The sequence below is a fragment of the Paracoccus sp. MA genome (assembly GCF_020990385.1).
In the GTDB taxonomy this organism is placed as follows: domain Bacteria; phylum Pseudomonadota; class Alphaproteobacteria; order Rhodobacterales; family Rhodobacteraceae; genus Paracoccus.
Map to the genome: position 1 here is coordinate 807606 of NZ_CP087597.1, position 22193 is coordinate 829798.

The 22193-nt window shown below is 65.3% G+C and carries 21 protein-coding genes, 3 pseudogenes, 1 CRISPR repeat array and 1 riboswitch; of the genes and pseudogenes, 11 read left to right on the forward strand and 13 right to left on the reverse strand.

All coding sequences use genetic code 11. From position 1 onward, the window contains the following. Positions 1 to 100: 100 nt before the first annotated feature. Positions 101 to 1066: a bile acid:sodium symporter family protein gene (locus LOS78_RS03950; protein WP_230375447.1), complete on the forward strand. Its 966-nt coding sequence runs from the start codon at positions 101 to 103 to the stop codon at positions 1064 to 1066. Here LOS78_RS03950 and nrdF read toward each other — a convergent pair. From nrdF to nrdH, 4 genes are all read right to left on the reverse strand, one after another. Continuing rightward, positions 1063 to 2034, reverse strand: coding sequence for a class 1b ribonucleoside-diphosphate reductase subunit beta (gene nrdF, locus LOS78_RS03955; protein WP_028714312.1), 972 nt, complete (start codon positions 2032 to 2034; stop codon positions 1063 to 1065). The two genes, LOS78_RS03950 and nrdF, sit on opposite strands and share 4 nt — an antisense overlap. A 63-nt stretch (positions 2035 to 2097) precedes the next feature. Next, positions 2098 to 4224: a class 1b ribonucleoside-diphosphate reductase subunit alpha gene (gene nrdE, locus LOS78_RS03960; RefSeq protein WP_230375449.1), complete on the reverse strand. Its 2127-nt coding sequence runs from the start codon at positions 4222 to 4224 to the stop codon at positions 2098 to 2100. After that, a complete protein-coding gene (gene nrdI, locus LOS78_RS03965; RefSeq protein ID WP_230375452.1) occupies positions 4206 to 4634 on the reverse strand; it encodes a class Ib ribonucleoside-diphosphate reductase assembly flavoprotein NrdI in 429 nt (142 codons plus the stop codon). Before nrdI ends, nrdE begins: the two co-directional genes overlap by 19 nt. Positions 4635 to 4644: 10 nt before the next feature. Continuing rightward, a complete protein-coding gene (gene nrdH, locus LOS78_RS03970) occupies positions 4645 to 4866 on the reverse strand; it encodes a glutaredoxin-like protein NrdH (protein ID WP_028714309.1) in 222 nt (73 codons plus the stop codon). A 90-nt stretch (positions 4867 to 4956) separates the two neighbouring features. Next, a riboswitch (cobalamin riboswitch) is annotated at positions 4957 to 5146 on the reverse strand. Positions 5147 to 5523: 377 nt separating this feature from the next. Between nrdH and LOS78_RS03975 the strand changes: the two genes are divergently transcribed. The 3 genes from LOS78_RS03975 (at position 5524) to LOS78_RS03985 (ending at position 9686) form a co-directional block, all read left to right on the forward strand. Next, positions 5524 to 7779 (forward strand): TonB-dependent siderophore receptor, encoded by a 2256-nt coding sequence (locus LOS78_RS03975; protein ID WP_230375455.1) that lies wholly within the window; start codon positions 5524 to 5526, stop codon positions 7777 to 7779. A 129-nt stretch (positions 7780 to 7908) separates the two neighbouring features. Further along, positions 7909 to 8592, forward strand: coding sequence for a Fe2+-dependent dioxygenase (locus tag LOS78_RS03980; RefSeq protein ID WP_230375458.1), 684 nt, complete (start codon positions 7909 to 7911; stop codon positions 8590 to 8592). Continuing rightward, a complete protein-coding gene (locus LOS78_RS03985; protein ID WP_230375460.1) occupies positions 8589 to 9686 on the forward strand; it encodes an alpha-hydroxy acid oxidase in 1098 nt (365 codons plus the stop codon). The genes LOS78_RS03980 and LOS78_RS03985 overlap by 4 nt, the downstream gene beginning before the upstream one ends. 68 nt (positions 9687 to 9754) lie before the next feature. Then, a CRISPR array of direct repeats spans positions 9755 to 10040; the repeat unit is 25 nt; unit sequence CTCTCTCTCGCGCGCGCGTGAAACC. Positions 10041 to 10182: 142 nt separating this feature from the next. Here the strand turns inward: LOS78_RS03985 and LOS78_RS03990 are convergent. The 3 pseudogenes from LOS78_RS03990 to LOS78_RS04000 form a co-directional block, all read right to left on the reverse strand. Beyond that, positions 10183 to 10923: pseudogene (locus LOS78_RS03990) on the reverse strand (IS256 family transposase); the annotation flags it as partial. A 21-nt stretch (positions 10924 to 10944) separates the two neighbouring features. Beyond that, positions 10945 to 11547, reverse strand: a pseudogene (locus LOS78_RS03995) (IS3 family transposase); the annotation flags it as partial. Positions 11548 to 11645: 98 nt separating this feature from the next. After that, a pseudogene (locus tag LOS78_RS04000) lies at positions 11646 to 11875 on the reverse strand (transposase domain-containing protein); the annotation flags it as partial. A gap of 259 nt (positions 11876 to 12134) precedes the next feature. Here LOS78_RS04000 and LOS78_RS04005 point away from each other — a divergent pair. After that, positions 12135 to 13319 (forward strand): IS110 family transposase, encoded by a 1185-nt coding sequence (locus LOS78_RS04005; RefSeq protein ID WP_230376962.1) that lies wholly within the window; start codon positions 12135 to 12137, stop codon positions 13317 to 13319. Here LOS78_RS04005 and LOS78_RS04010 read toward each other — a convergent pair. From LOS78_RS04010 to LOS78_RS04025, 4 genes are all read right to left on the reverse strand, one after another. Further along, complete coding sequence (locus tag LOS78_RS04010) at positions 13210 to 14613, reverse strand: IS66 family transposase (RefSeq protein WP_230375465.1); 1404 nt, start codon at positions 14611 to 14613, stop codon at positions 13210 to 13212. The two genes, LOS78_RS04005 and LOS78_RS04010, sit on opposite strands and share 110 nt — an antisense overlap. Before the next feature lie 59 nt (positions 14614 to 14672). Further along, positions 14673 to 15020 carry an IS66 family insertion sequence element accessory protein TnpB gene (tnpB, locus tag LOS78_RS04015; protein ID WP_028714527.1) on the reverse strand — a complete coding sequence of 116 codons (348 nt, stop codon included), beginning with the start codon at positions 15018 to 15020 and terminating at the stop codon, positions 14673 to 14675. Next, positions 15017 to 15286, reverse strand: coding sequence for an IS66 family insertion sequence element accessory protein TnpB (locus tag LOS78_RS04020; protein WP_230375478.1), 270 nt, complete (start codon positions 15284 to 15286; stop codon positions 15017 to 15019). The genes tnpB and LOS78_RS04020 overlap by 4 nt, the downstream gene beginning before the upstream one ends. 62 nt (positions 15287 to 15348) lie before the next feature. Beyond that, entirely contained in the window at positions 15349 to 16281 is a 933-nt protein-coding gene (locus LOS78_RS04025; protein ID WP_230375481.1) for an IS5 family transposase, read from the reverse strand. Between the two features lie 64 nt (positions 16282 to 16345). Between LOS78_RS04025 and LOS78_RS22075 the strand changes: the two genes are divergently transcribed. Beyond that, on the forward strand, positions 16346 to 16585 hold the full coding sequence (locus LOS78_RS22075) for a DUF4011 domain-containing protein (protein WP_371824691.1): 240 nt from the start codon (positions 16346 to 16348) through the stop codon (positions 16583 to 16585). Here LOS78_RS22075 and LOS78_RS04030 read toward each other — a convergent pair. Beyond that, entirely contained in the window at positions 16492 to 17202 is a 711-nt protein-coding gene (locus LOS78_RS04030; RefSeq protein ID WP_051416342.1) for an AAA family ATPase, read from the reverse strand. The genes LOS78_RS22075 and LOS78_RS04030 overlap by 94 nt on opposite strands. Beyond that, a complete protein-coding gene (locus LOS78_RS04035) occupies positions 17199 to 17363 on the reverse strand; it encodes a hypothetical protein (protein WP_156929531.1) in 165 nt (54 codons plus the stop codon). Before LOS78_RS04035 ends, LOS78_RS04030 begins: the two co-directional genes overlap by 4 nt. Positions 17364 to 18343: 980 nt before the next feature. Between LOS78_RS04035 and LOS78_RS04040 the strand changes: the two genes are divergently transcribed. The 5 genes from LOS78_RS04040 (at position 18344) to typA (ending at position 22193) form a co-directional block, all read left to right on the forward strand. Continuing rightward, positions 18344 to 18895, forward strand: a complete 552-nt coding sequence (locus LOS78_RS04040; protein ID WP_230375497.1) for a thioredoxin family protein — start codon at positions 18344 to 18346, stop codon at positions 18893 to 18895. Then, entirely contained in the window at positions 18896 to 19579 is a 684-nt protein-coding gene (gene gph, locus LOS78_RS04045) for a phosphoglycolate phosphatase (RefSeq protein ID WP_230375511.1), read from the forward strand. Between the two features lie 114 nt (positions 19580 to 19693). Next, positions 19694 to 20122: a TIGR01244 family sulfur transferase gene (locus LOS78_RS04050; RefSeq protein WP_028714301.1), complete on the forward strand. Its 429-nt coding sequence runs from the start codon at positions 19694 to 19696 to the stop codon at positions 20120 to 20122. A 19-nt stretch (positions 20123 to 20141) separates the two neighbouring features. Then, positions 20142 to 20297 (forward strand): hypothetical protein, encoded by a 156-nt coding sequence (locus LOS78_RS04055; RefSeq protein ID WP_156929530.1) that lies wholly within the window; start codon positions 20142 to 20144, stop codon positions 20295 to 20297. A gap of 75 nt (positions 20298 to 20372) precedes the next feature. After that, complete coding sequence (gene typA, locus LOS78_RS04060; protein WP_028714300.1) at positions 20373 to 22193, forward strand: translational GTPase TypA; 1821 nt, start codon at positions 20373 to 20375, stop codon at positions 22191 to 22193.

Below are 22193 nucleotides of genomic sequence, written 5' to 3' on the forward strand. Positions count from 1 at the left end.
TTGCCAGCGGGGCAAGGGTCGTGCCTTTGCGCCGCGCCCCGGCTTGTGCCCGGCCCGGATGTATATCAGACAGGGGCGCGACAGCGCGAAGGGGCAGGGAATGCAGGCACTGAAACGGATCGGCATCGACACCTACATGCTGCTGCTGATCGGCATGGTGCTGCTGGGGCTGGTCCTGCCCGCCCGCGGCATCGCGGCCGAGATCCTGCGCGGCGCCACCTTCTGGGCGGTGACGCTGCTGTTCTTTCTCTACGGCGCCAAGCTGGATCCGGCCTCGGTGCGGGCGGGGCTCTTGAACCTGCGGCTTCAAGGCCTGACCTTCGCCGCCACCTATGCGCTGTTTCCGGCCCTGGGCATTTTGCTGGCCGCGCTGTTCGGCGGCGTGCTGGGACCACAGCTGGCGCTGGGGCTGCTGTTTCTCGCCGTGCTGCCCTCGACGGTGCAAAGCTCGATCGCCTTCACCTCGATCGCGGGCGGCAACGTGCCGGCGGCGATCTGCGCGGCCTCGCTGTCGAACCTGGTGGGCGTGGTGCTGACGCCGCTGCTGGTCACGCATCTTCTGCATCAGGAGGGCGGCGGCGCCAGCCTCGACGCCATCGAGAAGATCGCCGTGCAGATCCTGCTGCCCTTCGTCGCCGGGCAATTGCTGCGGCGCTGGATCGGCGGCTTCGTCCAGCGCCACCGGCTGCTGACCATGGTGGTGGACCGGGGCTCGATCCTGCTGATCGTCTATTCCGCCTTCGGCGCCGGCACCGTCGCCGGCATCTGGTCGGCGATCCCGGTGCCGGGGCTGGTGCTGTGCTTCCTGGTCACCGCGCTGCTGCTGGCCTTGGTCATGGGGGGCATGGTCGGTGCCGGGCGGCTGTTCCGCCTGCCGCCCCAGGACCAGGCGGTGCTGTTCTTCTGCGGCTCGACCAAAAGCCTCGCCAGCGGGCTGCCCATCGCCACGGCCATCTTTCCGGCCGCGGCGGTGGGTGCGATCGTGCTGCCGGTGATGATCTATCACATGACGCAGCTGCTGGTCTGCTCGGCCATCGCGCAGCGGCTGGCGCGGAACCGACCCTAGAAATTCCAGTCCTCGTCCTCGGTCGCCACCGCCTTGCCGATGACATAGCTCGACCCCGAGCCGCTGAAGAAATCGTGGTTCTCGCTGTCCGGCGACAGGGCGGCCATGATCGCCGGGTTGACCTCGCAGGCCTGCGGCGGGAACAGCGCCTCGTAGCCCAGGTTCTGCAAGGCCTTGTTGGCGTTGTAATGCAGGAAGGCCTTGACGTCCTCGGTCAGCCCGATGCCGTCGTAAAGCTCGGCGGTGTATTTCGCCTCGATGTCGTAGAGATCGAAGATCAGCGCGAAGGCGAAATCCTTCAGCGCCGCGCGCTCGGCCTCGCCCAGCCGCTCCAGTCCGCGCTGGTATTTATAGCCGATGTAATAGCCATGCACCGCCTCGTCGCGGATGATCAGCCGGATCAGGTCGGCGGTATTGGTCAGCTTGGCGCGGCTCGACCAGTACATCGGCAGGTAGAAGCCGGAATAGAACAGGAAGCTTTCCAGGAACACGCTGGCGATCTTGCGCTTCAGCGGGTCCGAGCCGGCCTTGTATTCCTCCAGCACCAGCCGCGCCTTCTGCTGCAGATGCGGGTTCTCCTCGGCCCAGCGGAAGGCGGCGTCCACCTCGGGCGTCAGGCACAGCGTCGAGAAGATCGAGGAATAGCTGCGCGCATGCACCGCCTCCATGAAGGCGATGTTCGACAAGACCGCCTCTTCATGCGGGGTCAGCGCATCGGGCATCATCGCAGGCGCGCCCACGGTGTTCTGGATGGTGTCCAGAAGCGTCAGCCCGGTAAACACCCGGATGGTCAGTTCGCGCTCCTCTGGCCGCAGCGTGGCCCAGCTCTGTACGTCGTTGGACAGCGGCACCTTCTCGGGCAGCCAGAAATTCACGGTCAGCCGGTTCCAGACCTCCAGGTCCTTCTCGTCCTCCAGCCGGTTCCAGTTGATCGCCCGCAAGGGCGTGCGCAGGGCATGATCCTTCATCCGAAGAACCTTTCTTTCTTGTCTAAATATCCCACGGGGGTCCGGGGGTGTGAAACCCCCGGCTCAAAGCGTGCAGGAGACGCAGCCCTGCACCTCGGTGCCTTCCAGCGCGGTCTGGCGCAGCCGGATGTAATAGATGGTCTTGATGCCCTTCTTCCAAGCGTAGATCTGGGCGCGGTTGATGTCGCGCGTGGTGGCCTCGGCCGGGAAGAACAGCGTCAGCGACAGGCCCTGGTCGACATGTTCGGTCGCCGCCGCATAGGTATCGATGATCGCCTCGGGACCGATCTCGTAGGCGTCGCGGTAATAGTCCAGGTTCTCGTTGGTCATGAAGGCCGCGGGATAGTAGACGCGGCCGATCTTGCCTTCCTTGCGGATCTCGATCCTGGCGACGATCGGGTGGATCGAACTGGTCGAGTTGTTGATGTAGCTGATCGAGCCGGTGGGCGGCACCGCCTGCAGGTTGCGGTTGTAAAGCCCGTGCCGCATCACCGATTCCCGCAGCATGGCCCAATCTTCGCGCGTGGGCAGGGCGATGCCCTCGAAGACCCGGGCGACCTCGGGCAGCGAGGGCAGCCAGTCGCGCGTGACATATTTGTCGAAAAACGAGCCGTCGGCATATTTCGACTTCTCGAAATCCTTGAACGTCCGGCCCTTTTCCTGGGCAAGCAGGTTCGAGGCGCGGATGGCGTGATAGGCCACCGCGGCGAAATAGACCGAGGTGAACTCGATCCCTTCGGGGCTGCCGTAATGGATGCGCTCGCGCGCCAGGAAGCCGTGCAGGTTCATCTGGCCCAGGCCCACGGCATGGGCCTCGTCATTGCCGCGCCGGATCGAGGGCACGGCGTCGATAGCCGACATCTCCGACACCGCGGTCAGCGCCCGGATCGCCGCCTCGACGGTCGCGCCGAAATCCGGCCCGTCCATGGTCGCGGCGATGTTCAGTGATCCGAGATTGCATGAGATATCAGTTCCCAAATGGGAATAGCTCAGATCTTCGTTGAACGTGCTCGCCTCGTTCACCTGCAGGATCTCGCTGCACAGGTTCGACATGCTGATGCGGCCGGCGACCGGGTTGGCGCGGTTCACCGTGTCCTCGAACATGATATAGGGATAGCCGCTCTCGAACTGGATCTCGGCCAGGGTCTGGAAGAAGGCGCGGGCATTGATCTTCTTCTTCCTGATGCGCTTGTCGTCGACCATCTCGGCATATTTCTCGGTGACGGAAATCTCCGAGAAGGGCAGGCCGTAGACCCGCTCCACGTCATGGGGCGAGAACAGATACATGTCCTCGTTGCGCTTGGCGAGCTCGAAGGTCACGTCGGGGATCACCACGCCCAGGGACAGCGTCTTGATGCGGATCTTCTCGTCGGCATTCTCGCGCTTGGTGTCCAGAAAGCGCAGGATGTCGGGGTGATGCGCGTTCAGATAGACCGCGCCCGCGCCCTGCCGCGCGCCCAGCTGGTTGGCATAGCTGAAGCTGTCCTCCAGCAGTTTCATCACCGGGATGACGCCCGAGGACTGGTTCTCGATCCCCTTGATCGGTGCGCCGGCCTCTCGCAGGTTGGTCAGCATCAGCGCCACGCCGCCGCCGCGCTTCGAGAGCTGCAAGGCCGAGTTGATCGAGCGGCCGATGCTCTCCATGTTGTCTTCCAGCCGCAGCAGGAAGCACGAGATCAGCTCGCCCCGGGACTTCTTGCCGGCATTGAGGAACGTGGGCGTCGCCGGCTGGAAGCGGCCCGAGAGCATCTCCTCCATGAAGCGCATGGCCAGCGCCTCGTCGCCGCGCGCCAGCGTCAGGGCGACCATGACCACCCGGTCCTCGTAGCGTTCCAGGTAACGCTGGCCGTCGCGGGTCTTCAGCGTATAGCTGGTGTAATACTTGAAGGCGCCGAGGAAGGTCGGGAAGCGGAACTTCCGCGCATAGGCAGCATCCCAGATCGCGCGCTGGAAATTGCGCGAATACTGGTCCAGCACCTCGGGCTCGTAATAGCCTTCGTCGACGAGATAGCGCAGCTTCTCGTCGAGATTGTGGAAGAACACGGTATTCTGGTTGACATGCTGCAGGAAATATTGCCGCGCGGCCTTGCGATCCGCCTCGAAGCGGATGCGGCCCTCGCCGTCGTAAAGGTTCAGCATCGCGTTCAGCGCGTGATAGTCCAGCTCGGCCTTTACGCCATTGTCAAGCATTCCGTCCCCCAGAATTTCTCAAGCCCCGCCCGGACGCGGGAAAGATCGTTGTCGTCGCCCGCCAGCTCGAATCGATAGAGCACGGGGACGTCGCATTTAGCAGAAATGACCCTCGCCGACAGGGCGAAGGTGGCGCCGAAATTGCGGTTGCCGGCGCCGATCACGCCGCGCAGCAGCGCGCGGCGCCCGGGGTCGTTCAGGAAGCGGATGACCTGTTTCGGCACCGCGCCCCGCCCCTCGCCATCGGCATAGGTCGGGCAGATCAGCACGTAGGGCCGGCCGGGCTCGGGCAGGATCTCGCACGGCGAGACCGGGATGCGGAGCGCGGGCAGCCCCAGCCGCGCCATGAAGCGCGCCGTGTTCCCCGAGCCCGAGGAATAATAGACCAGTTCGCCCCGGTGCCCGCCCATGGCCGCGCGTTCAGGACAGCCGGCCGATCATGTCGGGCCGGAAACCCGCCCAATGCGCCTCGCCGGCGACGACGACGGGCGCCTGGCGATAGCCGAGCGAGGTGACCAGTTCCATCGCCGCCTCATCCTCGGTCAGGTCGACCAGCTGATAGGGCAGGCCGCGCGCCTCGAGCGCCCGGGTCGTGGCGGTGCATTGCACGCAGGCGGGCTTGGAATAAACGGTGATGGTCATGCCTCTGCTCCTTCTTTCTGTCGGCAAGCAGGGGCCGCGCCCGATGACCGCGCCATCGGAACCGCTTCAGCCCCGCGCCCGCCGCACGGTTTCGTCCTTTCGCGCCATGGCAGGTCTTCTGACTCGCGGGTCCCGGCTTGGCTGGCCTTCCCGGGGCTGGCCCCAGTGGCATTCCAGCGTCGCTCTCCGCTTACAGCTGCGGGGGCAGTGCCGGCCTTGCACCGGCTTCCCTGTTGATCCCCGAGTCGCCCCGGAGGTAACCATGACCCCTGCAGTTAGCCACGCTCCGCCACGCAGGTCAATCCACATCTAGTGGGAAACTGCCCGCCCATCGGAACATCTGGTGGACCGCCGAACATCGCCGGGGTGGTGCCGTCGGCATCCCGGCCGAGGGTTGCGGCACCTTTTCCGACGGGCGAGCATCCGGATTGTTGAATCACTGCAACAGTCGGGCCTGCCGATCCGGGATTTTACGCAGCGTCGTTTGACAATTTGCGACAATTAACCCTCTTGCATGGATCACGCGCGGCCAGGACAGGGGGGCGACTGCTCCCCCTCCCGGCTCGTTTCACCGCAAGCCACTCTGCTGAGCCAGCACGTCCCTGTCGCTTCCATCCTCGTGGATGGCAGCGATTTCTTTTGTGCCGGGAGCAATCCATGAACAAGTCCCATCCGAAACCGCCGGTCACGGGGGGCGCAGCGCAATTGCTGCCGACCCTGGGCCTGCTGCCGGTGCTGGCCATCTCGGCCGGCGTGGCCGGCCCTGCACAGGCGCAGGACACCGTCACCCTGGACACGGTGGTCATCCGCCGCCAGCAGGGCAACGAGGCCGAGACAAGCTACAAGGTCACCGAAAGCACCTCGGACAAGGCCACCGCGCCGCTGCTCGACACCCCGCGCTCGGTCACCGTCGTCACTGCGCGCGAGATCGAGGAGCGCGGCCAGACCTCGGTCGCCGACGTGCTGCGCACCACGCCCGGCGTCACGCTGGGCGCGGGCGAGGGCGGCGTGCCGCAGGGCGTGCGCCCCTATATCCGCGGCTTCGAGGCCAGCCAGGACCTGCTGATCGACGGCATGCGCAACGCCTCGCGCACGCAATACGAGGCCTTCAACCTGGAATCGATCGAGATCAACAAGGGGCCGGGCGGCGTCTATTCCGGCGCCGGTTCGACCGGCGGCACCATCAGCCTGAACAGCAAGACCCCGCAGCCGGGCGCCTTTGACGAGGTGGCGCTGTCCTACGGAACCGGCAACTATGTCCGCGGCACGCTGGATTCGAACCGCGAATTCGGCGCCCTCGGCCTGCGCCTGAACCTGATGGGGCAGCGCGCCGACGATCTGGGCGGGCGCGACGGTGTCGAGTCCAAGCGGTTCGGCGTGGCGCCGAGCTTCAGCTATCGGCTGACCGATGACAGCAAGATCACCGCCGGGCTCTATTACTACAAGGACGAGGATACGCCCGATTATGGCGTGCCGATGTCGAATGCCACCACGCCTGCCGAATGGCGGCGCGGCTCGGGCACCCGCATCGACCCGTTCCTGCCGGCCGATGTCGATCCCGATACCTTCTATGGCCTGCATGCGCGCGATTTCCGCGACGTGGAATCCGCCTCGGGCTACCTGAAGTTCGAGCACGCATTCTCGGACAGCCTGCGGCTGACCACGGCGCTGCGCAAGGCGCGCGACACCAATACCTATGTCGTGACCTCGCCGACCTCGGGCAGCGACGGGCTGGTGTCGCGCAGCTCCAAGGCTTCGGACCGGGTGAACGAGACCGTGTCGTTCAACGCCCAGCTTTCGGGCGAAGTGCAGGCCGGGGGCGTCGAGCACAGCTTTGCGGTCGGCGTGGACATCGCCAATTCCCGCGCCACCACCCGCCGGCTGACGGTGGTCAACCCCGATCCGATGCCGACCTCGCCCTACGAGCATCCGGATGCCGGCGCACCCTGGGGCGGCAGCATCGAGCGCGGCGGCGATACGGGCTACAGCACCACCAAGTCGCGCGGCATCTACGCGCTGGACACCATCACGTTCACCCCGCAATGGGAGGCGACGGTGGGCCTGCGCTGGGACGATTACAGCGTCAACAGCGTCACCCACGCCACCGACGAGAATCCGCGCGAAAGCCATCGCAACGATTCCGACTTCCTGAACGGAATGCTGGGCGTGGTCTACAAGCCGGCGCCGAACGGCTCGGTCTACGCCTCGGTCAGCAGCTCTTCGAACCCGGCCGGGGAGGGCGCGGGCACCGGCGGCAGCAATGCCTCGGACGATCTGGACAGCCTCGATCCCGAGCACAGCGTGAATTACGAGATCGGCACGAAATGGCTGGTGCTGAACGACCAGCTTCAGCTGAGCGCGGCGCTGTTCAGGACCGAGAAGGACAATGCCCGCGTCACCAACTCGCTGGGCGAGACCGAGAATATCGGCAAGACCACCGCCAAGGGCGTCGAGCTGGGCTTTGCCGGCCAGATAACAGAGCGCTGGGGCATCTGGGGCGGCTATGTCTATCAGGACGTCAAGCTGAAGGACGGCGGCTGGACCACCCCGCGCGGCGGCGGCGATCCCTATCCGAACCCCGGCACCGGCCGGCAGGTCGTGAAGATCCCGCGCAACAGCTTCTCGCTGTGGACGACTTATGACTACAGTCCGGAACTGACGCTGGGCGGCGGCGTGACCTATACGGGCAAGCGCATGGCCAGCTATTCGCAGAACGGCGATGCCGATGCCGGGCTGCCGTCGAGCTGGCGCACCGACCTGATGGCCGCCTACAAGCTGACCGAAGAAACGGCGCTGCAATTCAATGTCAACAACGTCTTCGACCGCCAGATCTATACCGACTCGCATAGCGGGCAATTCGCCAATATCGAGCCGGGGCGGAACTACGTGCTGACGCTGAAGCACGCGTTCTGAGGCATCAACCCGCAGGGGCGGCCTGTCGGTCGCCCTTGACGCGGCTGGCGCCAAAATAACCGACAGAAACGCTTAACTTCCCGGGGCGCCGGTTCTATCCTGCGCCTCGATGCACCGCAGGAGAATCCCATGCTCGTCACCATTCCGGACCTGCTGACGCCCGAAGAAGTCGCCTATATCCGGCAGGTGTTGGAGGGCACCGACTGGGTCGACGGCCGCAGCACCGCTGGCGACCAGGCGGCCAAGGTCAAGAAGAACCTGCAGGTGCCGGTGGACAGCCCGGTGGCGCGCGAGCTCAGCGGCATCGTCCTGCGGGCGCTGGGGCGCAGTCCGGTCTATTCCTCGGCCGCATTGCCCCTGCATGTGCTGCCGCCGATGTTCAACCGCTATGACGAGGGCATGACCTTCGGCGCCCACGTGGACGGCTCGATCCGCATGGTCCCCGGCACCGGCCAGCGCATCCGCACCGATGTCTCGACCACGGTTTTCCTGACCCCGCCCGAGGATTACGACGGCGGCGAACTGGTCGTGCACGACACCTATGGCGAGCATCGCGTCAAGCTGCCGGCGGGCCATGCCGTGATCTATCCCGCCACCTCGCTGCATTCGGTGACGGCTGTGACGCGCGGCTCGCGTTGGGCATCGTTCTTCTGGGCGCAATCGATGGTCAAGGACGACTGGCGGCGGCACATGCTCTATGACCTCGACCAGTCGATCATGCGCATCCGCGCGATGCTGCCCGACGACGATCCGGCGGTGACCGGCCTCACGGCGCATTATCACAACATGATCCGCCTCTGGTCCGAGATTTGACGCAGGCCATTCCGCCCGACGTGGTGGCGCTGGAGGATTATCAGCGCCTGGCCGCAGCCATCCTGCCCGCGCCGGTGCGGGCCTATGTCGATGGCGCCGGCGCGGACGGGCTGACGGCACAGGCCAACCTTGCCGCCTGGCGGGGGATCAGGCTGCAATCGCGCCTGCTTTGCGACATGCGGGGGGCGCATACCGGCCTGCGGCTTTTCGGCCTGGACCTGCCGCATCCCTACCTGCTGGCGCCGGTGGCCTTTCACGGCCTCGCCCATGCCGAGGCCGAACATGCGACCGCGCTTGGCGCCGCGGCGGCCGGCAGCCTGATGGTGGTCTCGACCCAATCCGGCCTCTCGCTCGAAGAGATCGCCGCCCGCGCGCAGGGGCCTTTGTGGTTCCAACTCTACATGCAGCCCGAGCCCGCAGACACGCTGTCGCTGGTCCGCCGGGCCGAAGCGGCGGGCTATCGCGCGCTGGTCGTGACCGTGGACGCGCCGGTGAACGGCCTCCGCAACATGGAGACCCGTGCCGGATTCGCCCTGCCCGAGGGACTGCGCGCCGTCAACCTGGACGGCTTGCGCCCGCCGCATATCCGCAGCGAGCCGGGGCGGGCTGCGACCTTCCTTGGCCTGCTGGACCAGGCGCCACGTTGGGAGGATATCGGCTGGCTGAAGTCGCAGTCCCGGCTGCCGCTGCTGCTGAAGGGCGTCATGTCGGCGCATGACGCCGGTCGCGCGGTCGAGGCCGGGGTGGATGGCGTGATCGTCTCGAACCATGGCGGCCGGGCGCTCGACACGCTGCCCGCAACGGCCGAGGCGCTGCCCGTCGTGGTTCGGGAGCTGGCGGGCCGCATCCCGGTGCTCTGCGATGGCGGCATCCGGCGCGGCACCGATGCGCTGAAAGCCCTGGCATTCGGGGCTGCGGCAGTGCTGGTCGGAAGGCCGCAGATCCACGCCCTGGCGGTAGGGGGCGCGGCCGGGGTGGCGCATATGCTGACCATTCTTCGTGCGGAACTCGAGGTCGCCATGGCGCTGACCGGGCGCCGCCGCCTGGCCGAGATCGATGCATCCGTGCTCTGGCCCGCAGATGCCGGTCGCTGATGCGCGGCGCCTGGGCTCATCCTGCCAGCTTGCCGAGTGTTGGGCCGGCGGGCCGCGTCGCCCTCTCTCTCTCTCTCGCGCGCGCGTGAAACCATCTGCTGGCGATGATCGCGGCACCGGATACGGGGCTCTCTCTCTCGCGCGCGTGAAACCAGACATACTACCGAGTTCCGCATCGACGGCGTGCTGCAGGCTCTCTCTCGCGCGCGCGTGAAACCAGACATGCCCCGGAAACCGCCATATCCGTGCAGACCGGAAGCTCTCTCTCGCGCGCGCGTGAAACCAGACATGGCAGCCCGCCAATTTCTCAAGGGGCAGGGGCCCTCTCTCTCTCGCGCGCGTGAAACCGCAGTTGCGCGGCGGTCGTCCCAGCTGCCTCTGAACCCTTGCGGTCGAACAAGGAAGTGCGCCTTCAATCCTGCCTCTCCTTTTTGCCTTGGCAGCGGGAGTATCCTGAATTCTGTGTATCTGGCCCGTCCCATGGGGTTTCAGATACTCAAGCGGAGAAGCGCTCGCCGAGCATTATGGCGAACTGGTTGCGGGCCGCAAACCATTCCCGGACGTTGCAGCCATCTTTCTCGAAGCTGCGGATCGCCAGGTAGATCAGCCTGGTGGCGGCATCATCGGTCGGGAACGAGCCGCGTGTCTTGATCGATTTCCGGATCACGCGGTTCAGGCTCTCGATGGCGTTGGTTGTATAAACCACCTTTCGGATTGCCGGATCGAAGGCGAGGAACGGGATCACCTCCTGCCACGACCGCCGCCAGGCCGGGGCAATGGAGGCGTATTTCGCGGCCCATTTCCCCTCGAAAGCATCGCGCTCGCCGGCGGCCATGTCGGCGGTCGTGGCCCCGTAGATCCGGCGCAGGTCGGCCGCCACCGCCTCGCGGTCCTTCCATGAGCAGAAGTTCAGGCTGTGGCGAACCAGATGCATCGAGCCATGGGAACGCCACTGGTCCGAAAGACCATGGCGAGGGCAGGCCTGGACCATGGTCTCCGGAAAGGCAGCGGTGATCGCCTCAGGAAAGCCCTTCAGCCCGTCCACGACCGCGATCAGGATGTCCTGGAGCCCGCGGTTCTTCAGTTCGTTCATCACCGAGAGCCAGAATTTGGCGCCCTCATTCTCCGCGGTCCACAGGCCCAGAACCTCGCGCAGGCCGTCGCGGGTGACGCCCAAGCCCCCCTAGACGGCCTTGTTCTTCACTGTCCGGCTGCCGGCATCGCGGATCTTCACCCGCGTTGAATAGCCCCGAGTTTCTTAGACGCCTTCACGTCTCATCATCTGCCGTCGCTCGAACTCGGCGGGCGACAGCATCCCGTTCTTCGCATGCTTGCGCTTCGAGTTGTAGAACATCTCGATGTAATCGAACACGTCCTGCCTTGCCTCTTCGCGTGTCCGGTAGGTTCTTCGCCTGATCCGTTCGCGCTTGAGCAGGTTGAAGAAGCTTTCGGCGACGGCGTTGTCGTGACAGTTGCCGCGGCGGCTCATCGAATGCTCAAGATTGTGGGCGCGCAGGAAGGCAGCCCAGTCCATGCTGGTGAACTGGCTACCCTGATCGGAATGGATCAACACCTTGCTCTTCGGCTTGCGCCGCCAGACGGCCATCAGCAAGGCCTGCAGGACGACATCTGTTGTCTGGCGGCTCTGCATCGACCAGCCGACCACACGCCGGGAGTAGAGGTCGATGACCACAGCAAGATAGGCAAAGCCCTCCTGCGTTCGGATATAGATAATATCAGTCACCCAAACCCTGTCTGGCGCCTCGACGTCGAACTGCCGATCAAGCGTGTTGTCGACCACGATCGACGGCTTGCCGCCATAGCGGCCGCGTTGCGGGAGTCCTGGTCGAACGGGCAGACCGAGGGTCAGATCAATCGCCTGAAGACGCTGAAACGCCAGATGTATGGCCGTGCAAATATCGATTTGCTCCGGGCAAGGGTAACCGTCCGGCCTGACCGCTACCCGTTCCATCGCCAGGGCAGCAGGTCGTCGACCTTGGTGATCCTGTAGTCTGGGATGCGGGCGATGGTGTCGGCGAGCCAGGCGCGGGATCGATTGCGTTGAGCTTGGCGGTTTCGATCAGCGTGTAGGCGATGGCAGCTGTCTTGCCGCCCGCTTCTGATCCGAAGAAGAGGTAGTTCTTCCGCCCGAGGGCTATGGCGCGCATTGCGCGTTCGGCGGCGTTGTTATCGGGCATGCTGTTCTCGGCGCCCATCGAACAGCACGCGACTCTGACCTGGTCATGGTAGAGTTGCCGTGTCGGGACAGGGGCGTCGGAGTGCGAAGAAGCGGGCAGGCCGAATTGACTTTGAGCTGCGAGCTCGCGTTGTTATCTGGCCGCCCCTGCGACTATCCCGTCTGCGCTGTGAGCGCGTATCCGTAGATGTCGCACAGCCCGCGCACTCCTCCATCGGCAACAGGGAGGATTTTGCATGCGATCCATAGGAATGGATGTTCATCGAAGCTTCGCGCAGGTTGCGATCCTTGAGGATGGAAGCACGACAGATGTCAGGATCGATCTTGATCATGACGCGGTGGTGGCTTTCGGACAGACCCTGCGTCCGGATGACGAGGTCGTTCTGGAGGCGACGGGCAATACTGCGGCCATCGTCAGGCTTCTGACTCCTTTTGTGGCGCGGGTCGTCATCGCAAACCCGCTGCAGGTGAAGGCCATCGCCCATGCGCGGGTCAAGACCGACAAGGTGGACGCCAGAATCCTGGCGCAGCTTCATGCCGCAGGCTTCCTGCCGGAGGTCTGGGCCGCAGATGACCGGACGCTGAATCTGCGGCGCCTCGTTTCCGAACGCGCAGCGGCGGTGAGATCGATCCGCCGGGTCAAGAGCCGGGTCCAGGCTGTCCTGCATGCGAACCTCGTCGCCAAATATGCCGGACACCTGTTCGGCAAAGGCGGCAGGCGATGGCTGGCCTCGGCACCGCTGCCGAAGGCAGAGCGCGATCTGCTGATCAGGCATCTGGATGAACTGGACTGGCTGGAAGGGAAGCTGGCGAAACTGGATCAGGCACTGGCGGGTATCGCGCTCGACGACAGCCGCATGCGCAAGTTGATGAGCATCGCCGGCATCAATGTTGCGGTCGCCACGGCGGTCATTGCCGCGATCGGCGACATCTCCCGCTTCTCCGCACCCGATCGCCTTGCAAGCTATTTCGGGCTGACACCCCGGATCCGGCAGTCCGGCGATCGCGGCGCCATCCATGGTCGGATCTCGAAGCAGGGGAATACGATCGGGCGCACCATGCTGATAGAGGCCGCTTGGTCGGCCGCTTCCATGCCGGGACCGCTGCGGGCCTTCTTTCTCCGGATCAAGGATCGCAAGGGGCACAACGTCGCCGCCGTCGCGACCGCGCGCAAGATTGCAGCGTTGATCTGGCAGCTGCTGACAAAGGAGGCCCCCTATCGATGGGCGCGACCGGCCTTCGTCGCGATGAAGATGCGGAAACTCGAGTTGCGCGCCGGTGCCCCACGGGCTCATGGACCAGCAGGTCCGGGCCACGACTATTGGATCAAGGAAATTCGTCACCGAGAGATGGAACTCGTCGCGCAGGCGGAAGCGGCCTATGCCCGCATGGCCCAAACGTGGAGAGACAAGCCACCAAAACCGCACAAGGTCTGAGAAAGGGGCTGTTCAACAACATCCGTGTCGAGCTCGAGGATGCCGTGATCAAGGTAGGGGGCAGGCGCTCCATGCGAGTTAGCGCATAGCGGATGGCGGCCGCGAGTGGGGATTTACCCGAGATCGTGGTGAGCTGCATGGCCAGCCAGACCTCGAGATCGTCGAAGACCGGGGCGGCATGGGCGCGGCGGAGTTGCGCGCGAGGGTCAGGCGGCGAGCCTCGGGCCTCCTTCTCGACGGCGTAGAGCTGGGCGATCCGGGCGATGGCCTCTTCGGCGATGGGGGACGCCTGCGACCGGTGGATGTCGACGAACTTGCGCCGGACATGAGCCATGCAGGCAACTTCGCGGATGGCTCCGGAGCGATAGAGGTCCTCGAACCCGGCATAGCCATCGGCATGCATCCAGCCGCGGAACCGGGCGAGGTGATCCTTGGGGTGCTGGCCCTTCCGGTCGCCGGAGAACCGATACCATGCCGCTGGTGGAGCATCCCCGCCCCAGGGGCGCTCGTCACGGGCATAGGTCCAGAGCCGCGCGGTCTGGGTCTTGCCGGTGCCCGGCGCCAGCATCTGAACGGGCGTGTCATCCACGAAGATCGCTTCGGCCGACAGGACATGGCGCCCGATGGCCTCGGACAGCGGTTCCAGCAGGGCGGTGGTCTTGCCGACCCAGTCCGCCAGAGTAGAGCGGTCGAGGTCGATACCTTCGCGCTCGAAGATCTGGCTCTGGCGATAGAGGGGAAGATGGTCGGCATATTTACTGGCCAGGACATGGGCCAGCAGGCCAGGCCCGGGACGGCCGCGCTCGATGGGGCGCGTCGGCAGCGGGGCCTGGACGAACCGTTCGCAGCAGGCGCAGGTCAGCCGGGGCCGCACGATCCGGTTCACGATGAAGCGTCCCGGCACATACTCCAGCTCTTCGGTCACATCCTCGCCGATCCGGCGCAGCCGCCCGCCGCAATCGGCGCAGGCCTCGGCGCCCGGGGTCAGTTCCACTTCCATCCGCGGGATGTGATCCGGGATCGGCCGGCGCTTGGGGCGGTCCTTCTCCTCGATGTCCGGCAGCTTCATCCGCGCCGTCATCGCGGCAGCGGCGATCTCGCTGGTCTCGAGCGCCAGTTGCAGCTGCTCGGCCGTCCCCGACGAGGCTCCGAACCGCTGCGCCCGGTGCCCGGCCAACTGGTGGCGCAGCTTCTCGATCAGGATCGCCTGCGCCTTCACCTCGGCCAGAAGCCGCGCGGTGAAGCTGCGAAGCTCCTCGGGGTCGTCCGGCAGGGTCAGGGTGTGATCGAGCATGGGAGAAGTCTATCTCACGGGATTCCTTGTGGGAATCCTGCGATTGCATGCCCCTTGGATTAGCCTGCCGCCAAGGGCCTCCAGGTCCGCTCCGGCGCGCGCCAGTCGATCCCTTCCAGGAGCATCGACAGCTGCGCCGGCGTCAGCGCCACCTTGCCTTCCTTCGCCGAGGGCCAGACGAACCGTCCCTTCTCCAGCCGCTTCATGAACATGCAGGCCCCCTGGCCATCCCACCAGATCACCTTCACTAGATCGCCCCGGCGACCGCGGAACACGAACAGATGCCCGGCGAACGGGTCCTGCTTCAGCACGGCCTCGGCCTGCGCCGCGAGCGCTGCAAAGCCCTTGCGCATGTCCGTCACCCCGGCCGCCAGCCAGACCCTCGTAGTGGCCGGAACCGGGATCACGCCGTGAGACCCCGGATCAGCCGCGCCAGCGCCTCGGGATCATAGCTCCCGCTGATCCGCATCCGGTGACCGCCGGCCAGCTCGATCTCGATGCGGTTCTCGGCGACAGGCGCTGCCGCAGGTGCTTGCTCTTCCGCGACTATCTCTACCGGCAAAAACCGCGCCTCCTCCGACGAGGCCGGAACCGACGCCGGGTCGGGCGCAAAGCGGGGATCGCGCAACCACTTGAAGATCAGGTTCGCATTGACCGCGTAGCGTCGCGCCACCTGCGCTAGGCTCTGTTGCATAACTCAGGTGATGGGCGCGGTTACCCCCTCCCCGGACAGACTTATCCTACAGCTTCCGTGACCGGGATGCCGAGCGCGGTGTAGCCGTTCAGGACGGCGATGCGGATCTGGAACTCGGCGACCTGACGGTCGAAGTCCCTTGCCATGAGCCGCTGGCCCAGCAGTTTGACACAATGCATCTTCGTCTCGATGCGGCTCCGGCGGTGGTATCCACTCCATCGTCGCCACAGGGTGCGGCCGAGATACCTGGACGCCCGGAGGGCCTCGTTGCGCGCGACGGCTCCAGCGGTGATGGTCTTCCAGGTCTTCGCGTTCCTGCGCGGTGGGATGACGGCATGGGCTCCGCGATCTGCAATCGCATCGTGGCACTTGCGCGTGTCGTAGGCGCCATCTGCCGTGACGCTACCGATTTCCTGGTCCTCCGGGATCTGGTCGAGAAGGTCAGGTAGGATCGGCGCATCGCCGACGTTGCTCCCGGTGATCTCGACAGCCCGGATCTCTAGCGTTTCCTCGTCGATCCCAAGGTGGATCTTGCGCCAGACCCGCCGTTTGGGGCCACCATGCTTGCGAGCGTGCCACTCGCCTTCGCCCTCGACCTTGATTCCTGTGCTGTCGATCAGCAGGTGCAGCGGCCCTTTGGAGCCGCGATACGGGATGTTCACAGCCAAGGTCTTCTGGCGGCGGGACAGTGTGCTGAAGTCAGGCACCGTCCCGTCGAGGCCAACCAGACGCAGCAGGCTCTCGACGAACCCGGTCGTCTGCCGGAGCGCCATGCCGAATAGCACCTTCATCGTCAGGCAGCTCTGAATGGCAGTATCGCTGTAGGTCTGCTGGCGGCCACGCCTCCCCGTCGGCACGGCATCCCAGCTCATCTCGGGGTCGAACCAGATCGTCAGCGAGCCCCGGCGCTTGAGCGCTTCATTGTAGGCTGGCCAGTTTCTGGTCCTGTAGGTTGGCGGTGTGGGTCTGCTCATACATCACAGCTACCACCCTGGATTCACGATCTGAATCCCTGACGGGATTTGTGCAACAGAGCCGATGAGAGTGCGGGATATCCGTCACGCGCCGCTGCTGCTGATCCCGGTCTCGCTGGAACGTGGCACGGCCGGGGAACGGTTCCGCCTGCGGGCACGACCAGAGGATTTCGCGACAAACCTGTCGCTCGAGAATGTCCTGGATCCGATTCATGGGATTCGGCTGAGAGGCTCCGGCAGCAAGTTGGCATCGTTGGAGGTCAGCACCCAGCCGATCCAGCCCATATCGAAGGGGAGTTCATGATAGGGACAGGTCCAGCGTCGGGCCGTCGAGGGCTCGAGCAGCGGCAGCAAGGCGGAGGGGAGGTCGAAGACGCTGCCTTTCATGGAAATGGGCCTGCCGGCCTTTTCGATTTCATCGATTACCGCGATGGGGTTGCCCACCTTGTGCCGGAGCATGTCTGACAGCACTCGGCCCGGCGCTGAGTTGCCCCAGTCGCGCTGCGCCCCCACGATGCCGAAGCTGGCGCTCTCGTTCGTGGCGTCGATCTCGATGATCGACGTGCCGAGCAGGTTCGCCAGATGGCGTGCCCAAGCCGATTTGCCGATGCCCGGAGGGCCGTCCAGGAGCAGCGGCTCCAGTCTGACACCGGGAAGGCCATCGCGGACCGAGCGGCGCAACGACCACCAGACGGACTCGGAAGCAGGGGTGAGCCAGGGGAGTTCACCGTGCAACCGGACCGCGATCTCGTCGGCATGGGCTTCCGAAACGATGCCGACGAGCCGGACACCGTCGTGCAGCTTTTTCAGCCGGGCACGGTCTTCGATCTTCAGGCGGTCGAACCCGCTGATCGCGTTCCGCGGCTCCATGATACGCTTGATCCGTCGACGGATCCGGTGCCGGTCAGCGATACGGATCATGGGGGCTCTTCGGTTTCCGGCTCAGTGCGCTCCCAGGCTTTATCGGCGAAAGGGTCCACGCCGCACAGTTTACCCAAATGCCGGAGGAACCGATCCTCGAGCGACGCGAGCGTTTCTTCGGGGTTGAAAGTCCGGACGAGAAGGAACGGGATGCGCGACATGCGGGATTCCTTTCGGCAAAGTGCGACCGGCGGCCGGCAAACACTTGGCCAGGCAGTAAGTCAGGATTAGATGGCTGCAGGGCAGGGGTCGCACGGACGAATGCCGGCGGGTTTTCACCCGGCGCATGTGAGCGGGAATATGATCGGGGCAGGGTGGTGATTGCGCCAGGACCATGAGAGGGCGTTGTTGGCCCTGACGCCTGCCAGCAAAGCCTTGATGAAACTCATGTTGCGGCATCGCAATCACCTTCGAGACACGGCTCCGCCGTTCGGAAAAGCGGCACTTTCCGGCGGAATTGGGAGGGTTCGGAAACTCCGAAGATCCGGCAGCCGTCAGGCCGCGCCACCGCTCCGGAACGGATTAACACGACCTTGCCGGGCCTTGCCTCGGTGGTCAACGGGCCGGGTCCGGGCCTGGGCGGCAAATCACGGCCACAAGCGGTGATTGAGCGTTTCCAACCAATGCATTGAAATTACTTGATTATGCAAAGATCAGTCGAAGCGGTGGACAATAATTGGTTGTAGCAAGGACAAAAAAGGGGCCCGAACGGTCATTATTTCGGTTGTTCGACATCTACCTGAGTTCCACACCTGAAATATCGATAATCCAAATTATGTCATCAATTGTCATGCCAGGTCGGCTTGGCCTTCACGTCGGTCGATGCGGCCTGAGCTTGGCCAAGCCTCGGGCTCATGTACGGACCACGTTCGACCCGCCACGCAAGCAGCAAGGCTTCCGGCTCTGGCCAGAAGCGACCGGGCAAGCGCGCTGGCGCTGGCCCGGAAGACTGTTGCTCAGCCGCGGCGCAGCTGTTCGAGCAATGCCGCCACAGGGTGGCCTGCGAGAAACCATTGCAGCATGGCGGCGTCGTGTGGGCCGGCGCCTCTTTCTTTCCGCGCTTGCGCATCCTAGTCTGCACAGGCGAATCCACCACCTTCCGCTGCCCTGACAGGCAAAGGCCGCAACCCGAGGAGATCAGATGGCCGTTCGTCCTCCCGTCTGCGATTTTGGCGCCAAGGCGCCGGATTTCACCCTGCCGGACCCCGATGGGCATCTGGTGTCGTTCCGCGACATCGCCGGACCGCGCGGCACGCTGGTCATGTTCATCTGCAACCATTGCCCCTATGTGCAGGCCGTCATCGACCGCATCCAGCGCGACGCGGCCCAATTGCAGCAGCGCGGCATCGGCGTCGTGGCGATCTCGGCCAACGATGTCAGCGAATATCCGCAGGACGCGCCCGAGCACATGAAGGCCGAGGCGCTGAAGCACGGCTTCACCTTTCCTTATCTCTATGACGAAAGCCAGGACATCGCGCGCGCCTATGGCGCCGAATGCACGCCGGATTTCTTCGGCTACAATGCCGAAGGCGAGCTGCAGTATCGCGGCCGGCTGGACGCCTCGGGCCGCAACCCGGCGCCGCCGGATGCGCGGCGCGACCTGTTCGAGGCCATGGCGCAGATCGCCGAAACCGGGCAGGGTCCGCGCGAACAGGTGCCCTCGATGGGCTGCTCGATCAAATGGAAGGCGTGAATGACCATCTGCTTTGCCCCCTGCCCCGTGGTTTTCGACCTTGACGGCACGCTGATCGACAGCGTGCCCGACATCCATGCCTGCGTGAATGCGGTGCTGCGCCTGCATGGCGTCGCGCCCCTGACGCTGGATCAGGTCCGCGGCTTCGTCGGGGGCGGCGTCGATCTGCTCTGGCGCCGGGTCATCGCCACCACCGCGCTGCCGGTCGAGGCGCATCGCGATCTGGTCGCCTCGTTCATGACCCGCTATCACGACGCCACCGGGCTGACCCGGCTTTATCCCAATGTTACCGAGGCCTTGGGGGTTCTGGCGGATCGCGGCTATCCGCTGGGGCTTTGCACCAACAAGCCTCTTGGGCCGACGCGGGCGATCCTGGACCATTTCGGCATCGCCCAGCTGTTCAGCATGGTGATCGGCGGCGATTCCCTGCCGCAGCGCAAGCCCGATCCGGCGCCGCTGCGGGCGACCTTTGCCGGGCTTGGCGCCGATCCCGACAGGCCGCGCGGCGTCTATGTCGGCGACAGCGAATTCGACGAGGAATGCGCCCGCAATACCGGCGTGCCCTTCCTGCTGTTCACCCGCGGCTATCGCAAGACGCCGGTCGAGCAGCTGGCGCATCACGGCACGTTCGACGATTTCATCCGCCTGCCGCTGCTGGTCGAAGAGGTCTCGGCCGTCGGCTAGGACCGCCGGCGTGCCGCGGCGCTTGACAGCGCGGCGAAACGGGACGATCCGTCGCCGCATGCCGCCACCCCGGCCCGACCGAACGCCCCCGACCGAACGCCCAAGGAGCCCCGCATGGACCTGCGTCAACTGACCCCCGACCTCGCCGTCTCGGCCCAGATCCGTCCCGAGGATCTGCCGGCGCTGGCCGAGGCGGGCTTTCGCGTGCTGATCAACAACCGCCCCGATGACGAGGTCGGCCCCGACGAGGATCACGAGGCGATGCGCGCGGCGGCCGAGGCGGCCGGGCTGGACTATCACTTCAACCCCTTCACCCCCGGCCAGATCACGCCGCAGATGATCACGGCCCAAGCCGAAGCCTTGGCCGCGCCGGGTCCCAAGCTGGCCTATTGTCGCTCGGGAAACCGCTCGACCGTGCTCTGGGCTTTGGCGCGCGCCGGGCAGGAGCCGGTCGAGGACCTGATCGAGACCGCCGCGCGGGCCGGATACGACCTGTCGGGCGTCCGGCCGCTGCTCGAATCGCTGGCCCGCCAGGACGTCTGACCGATATCGGGCTGGAACCTTGGCCAGTCCGGCGGGTTACCATGCCGCAGCCCGCGACCGGACGGATCGCCCGCCCGGCAGGCCCAAGGGAGGAATTGCCATGAACTCGATCATCTATCTTGTCGGCCTCGTCGTCGTGGTGCTGTTCATCCTGGGACTTCTGGGCCTGCGCTGACGTCATTTGCGATTGACGCTGGCCTTTCGCGCCCCTCTGCGTTACCGGGGGCGCAAATTCTGATAAAGGCCCCCTATGGACATCCGCAATATCGCGATCATCGCCCATGTCGACCACGGCAAGACCACGCTGGTCGACCAGCTTCTGAAGCAGTCGGGCAGCTTCCGCGAAAACCAGGCCGTGGCCGAGCGGGTGATGGACAGCAACGACATCGAGCGCGAGCGTGGCATCACCATCCTGGCCAAGGCCACCTCGGTAGAGTGGAAGGGCACCCGCATCAACATCGTCGATACCCCCGGCCACGCCGATTTCGGCGGCGAGGTCGAGCGCATCCTGTCGATGGTGGACGGGGTCTGCCTGCTGGTCGATGCGGCGGAAGGTCCCATGCCGCAGACCAAATTCGTGACCTCCAAGGCGCTGGCGCTTGGCCTGAAGCCCATCGTGGTGCTGAACAAGGTCGACAAGCCCGCCGCCGACCCGGACAATGCGCTGAACGAGGTTTTCGACCTGTTCGCGAACCTGGGCGCCAGCGACGAGCAGCTTGATTTTCCGCATCTTTACGCCTCTGGCATCGGCGGCTGGGCCGACGAGACGCTGGACGGGCCGCGCAAGGACATGTCGGCCCTTTTCGACCTGGTGCTGCGCCATGTCGAGGCGCCGAAGCAGATCGCGCGCCAGGACGAGCCCTTCCAGATGCTGGCCACCACGCTGGGCGCCGACCCGTTCATCGGCCGCATCCTGACCGGCCGGGTCGAGGCCGGCCGCGCGAAACCCGGCGACACCATCAAGGCGCTGTCGCGCGACGGCGAGCGCATCGAGCAGTTCCGCATCTCGAAGGTGCTGGCCTTCCGCGGCCTGACCCAGCAGCCCATCGACGAGGCGGTGGCCGGCGACATCGTCACCATCGCCGGCATGTCCAAGGCCACGGTGGCCGACACGCTCTGCGCGCTGGAGGTCGAGACCGCCCTGCCCGCCCAGCCCATCGACCCGCCGACCATCAGCGTCACCTTCGGCATCAACGACAGCCCGCTGGCCGGCCGCGACGGCAACAAGGTGCAGTCGCGGGTGATTCGCGAGCGGCTGATGAAGGAAGCCGAGACCAATGTCGCGATCAAGGTCGAGGACACGCCCGGCGGCGACGCCTTCGTGGTCTCGGGCCGCGGCGAATTGCAGATGGGCGTGCTGATCGAGAACATGCGCCGCGAGGGGTTCGAGCTGTCGATCTCGCGCCCGCGGGTGATCTTCCGCGACATCGACGGCGTGCGCCACGAGCCGATCGAGGAAGCCATCATCGATGTCGACGACGAATATACCGGCGCGGTGATCGACAAGCTGACCGGGGCGCGCAAGGGCGACCTCGTCGAGATGAAGCCCGCCGGCCATGGCAAGACTCGCATCGTCGCGCATGTGCCCTCGCGCGGGTTGATCGGCTATCAGGGCGAGTTCATGACCGACACCCGCGGCAATGGCGTGCTGAACCGCATCTTCCACAGCTGGGCGCCCTACAAGGGCCCGATCCAGGGCCGCCGCCAGGGCGTGCTGATCTCGATGGAGGACGGCGTCTCCGTGGCCTATGCGCTGTGGAACCTGGAAGAACGCGGCAAGATGTTCATCGGCGCGCAGGAACAGGTCTATCAGGGCATGATCATCGGCGAGCATTCGCGCGACAACGACCTGGAAGTGAACCCGCTCAAAGGCAAGAAGTTGACCAACGTCCGCGCTTCGGGCACGGACGAGGCGGTGCGGCTGACTCCCCCGGTGCGCATGTCGCTGGAGGAAGCCATCGCCTATATCGACGACGACGAGCTGGTCGAGGTGACGCCGAAAAGCATCCGCCTGCGCAAGCGCTACCTGGACCCGCACGAGCGCAAGCGCCAATCCCGCGCCGAAGGCTGA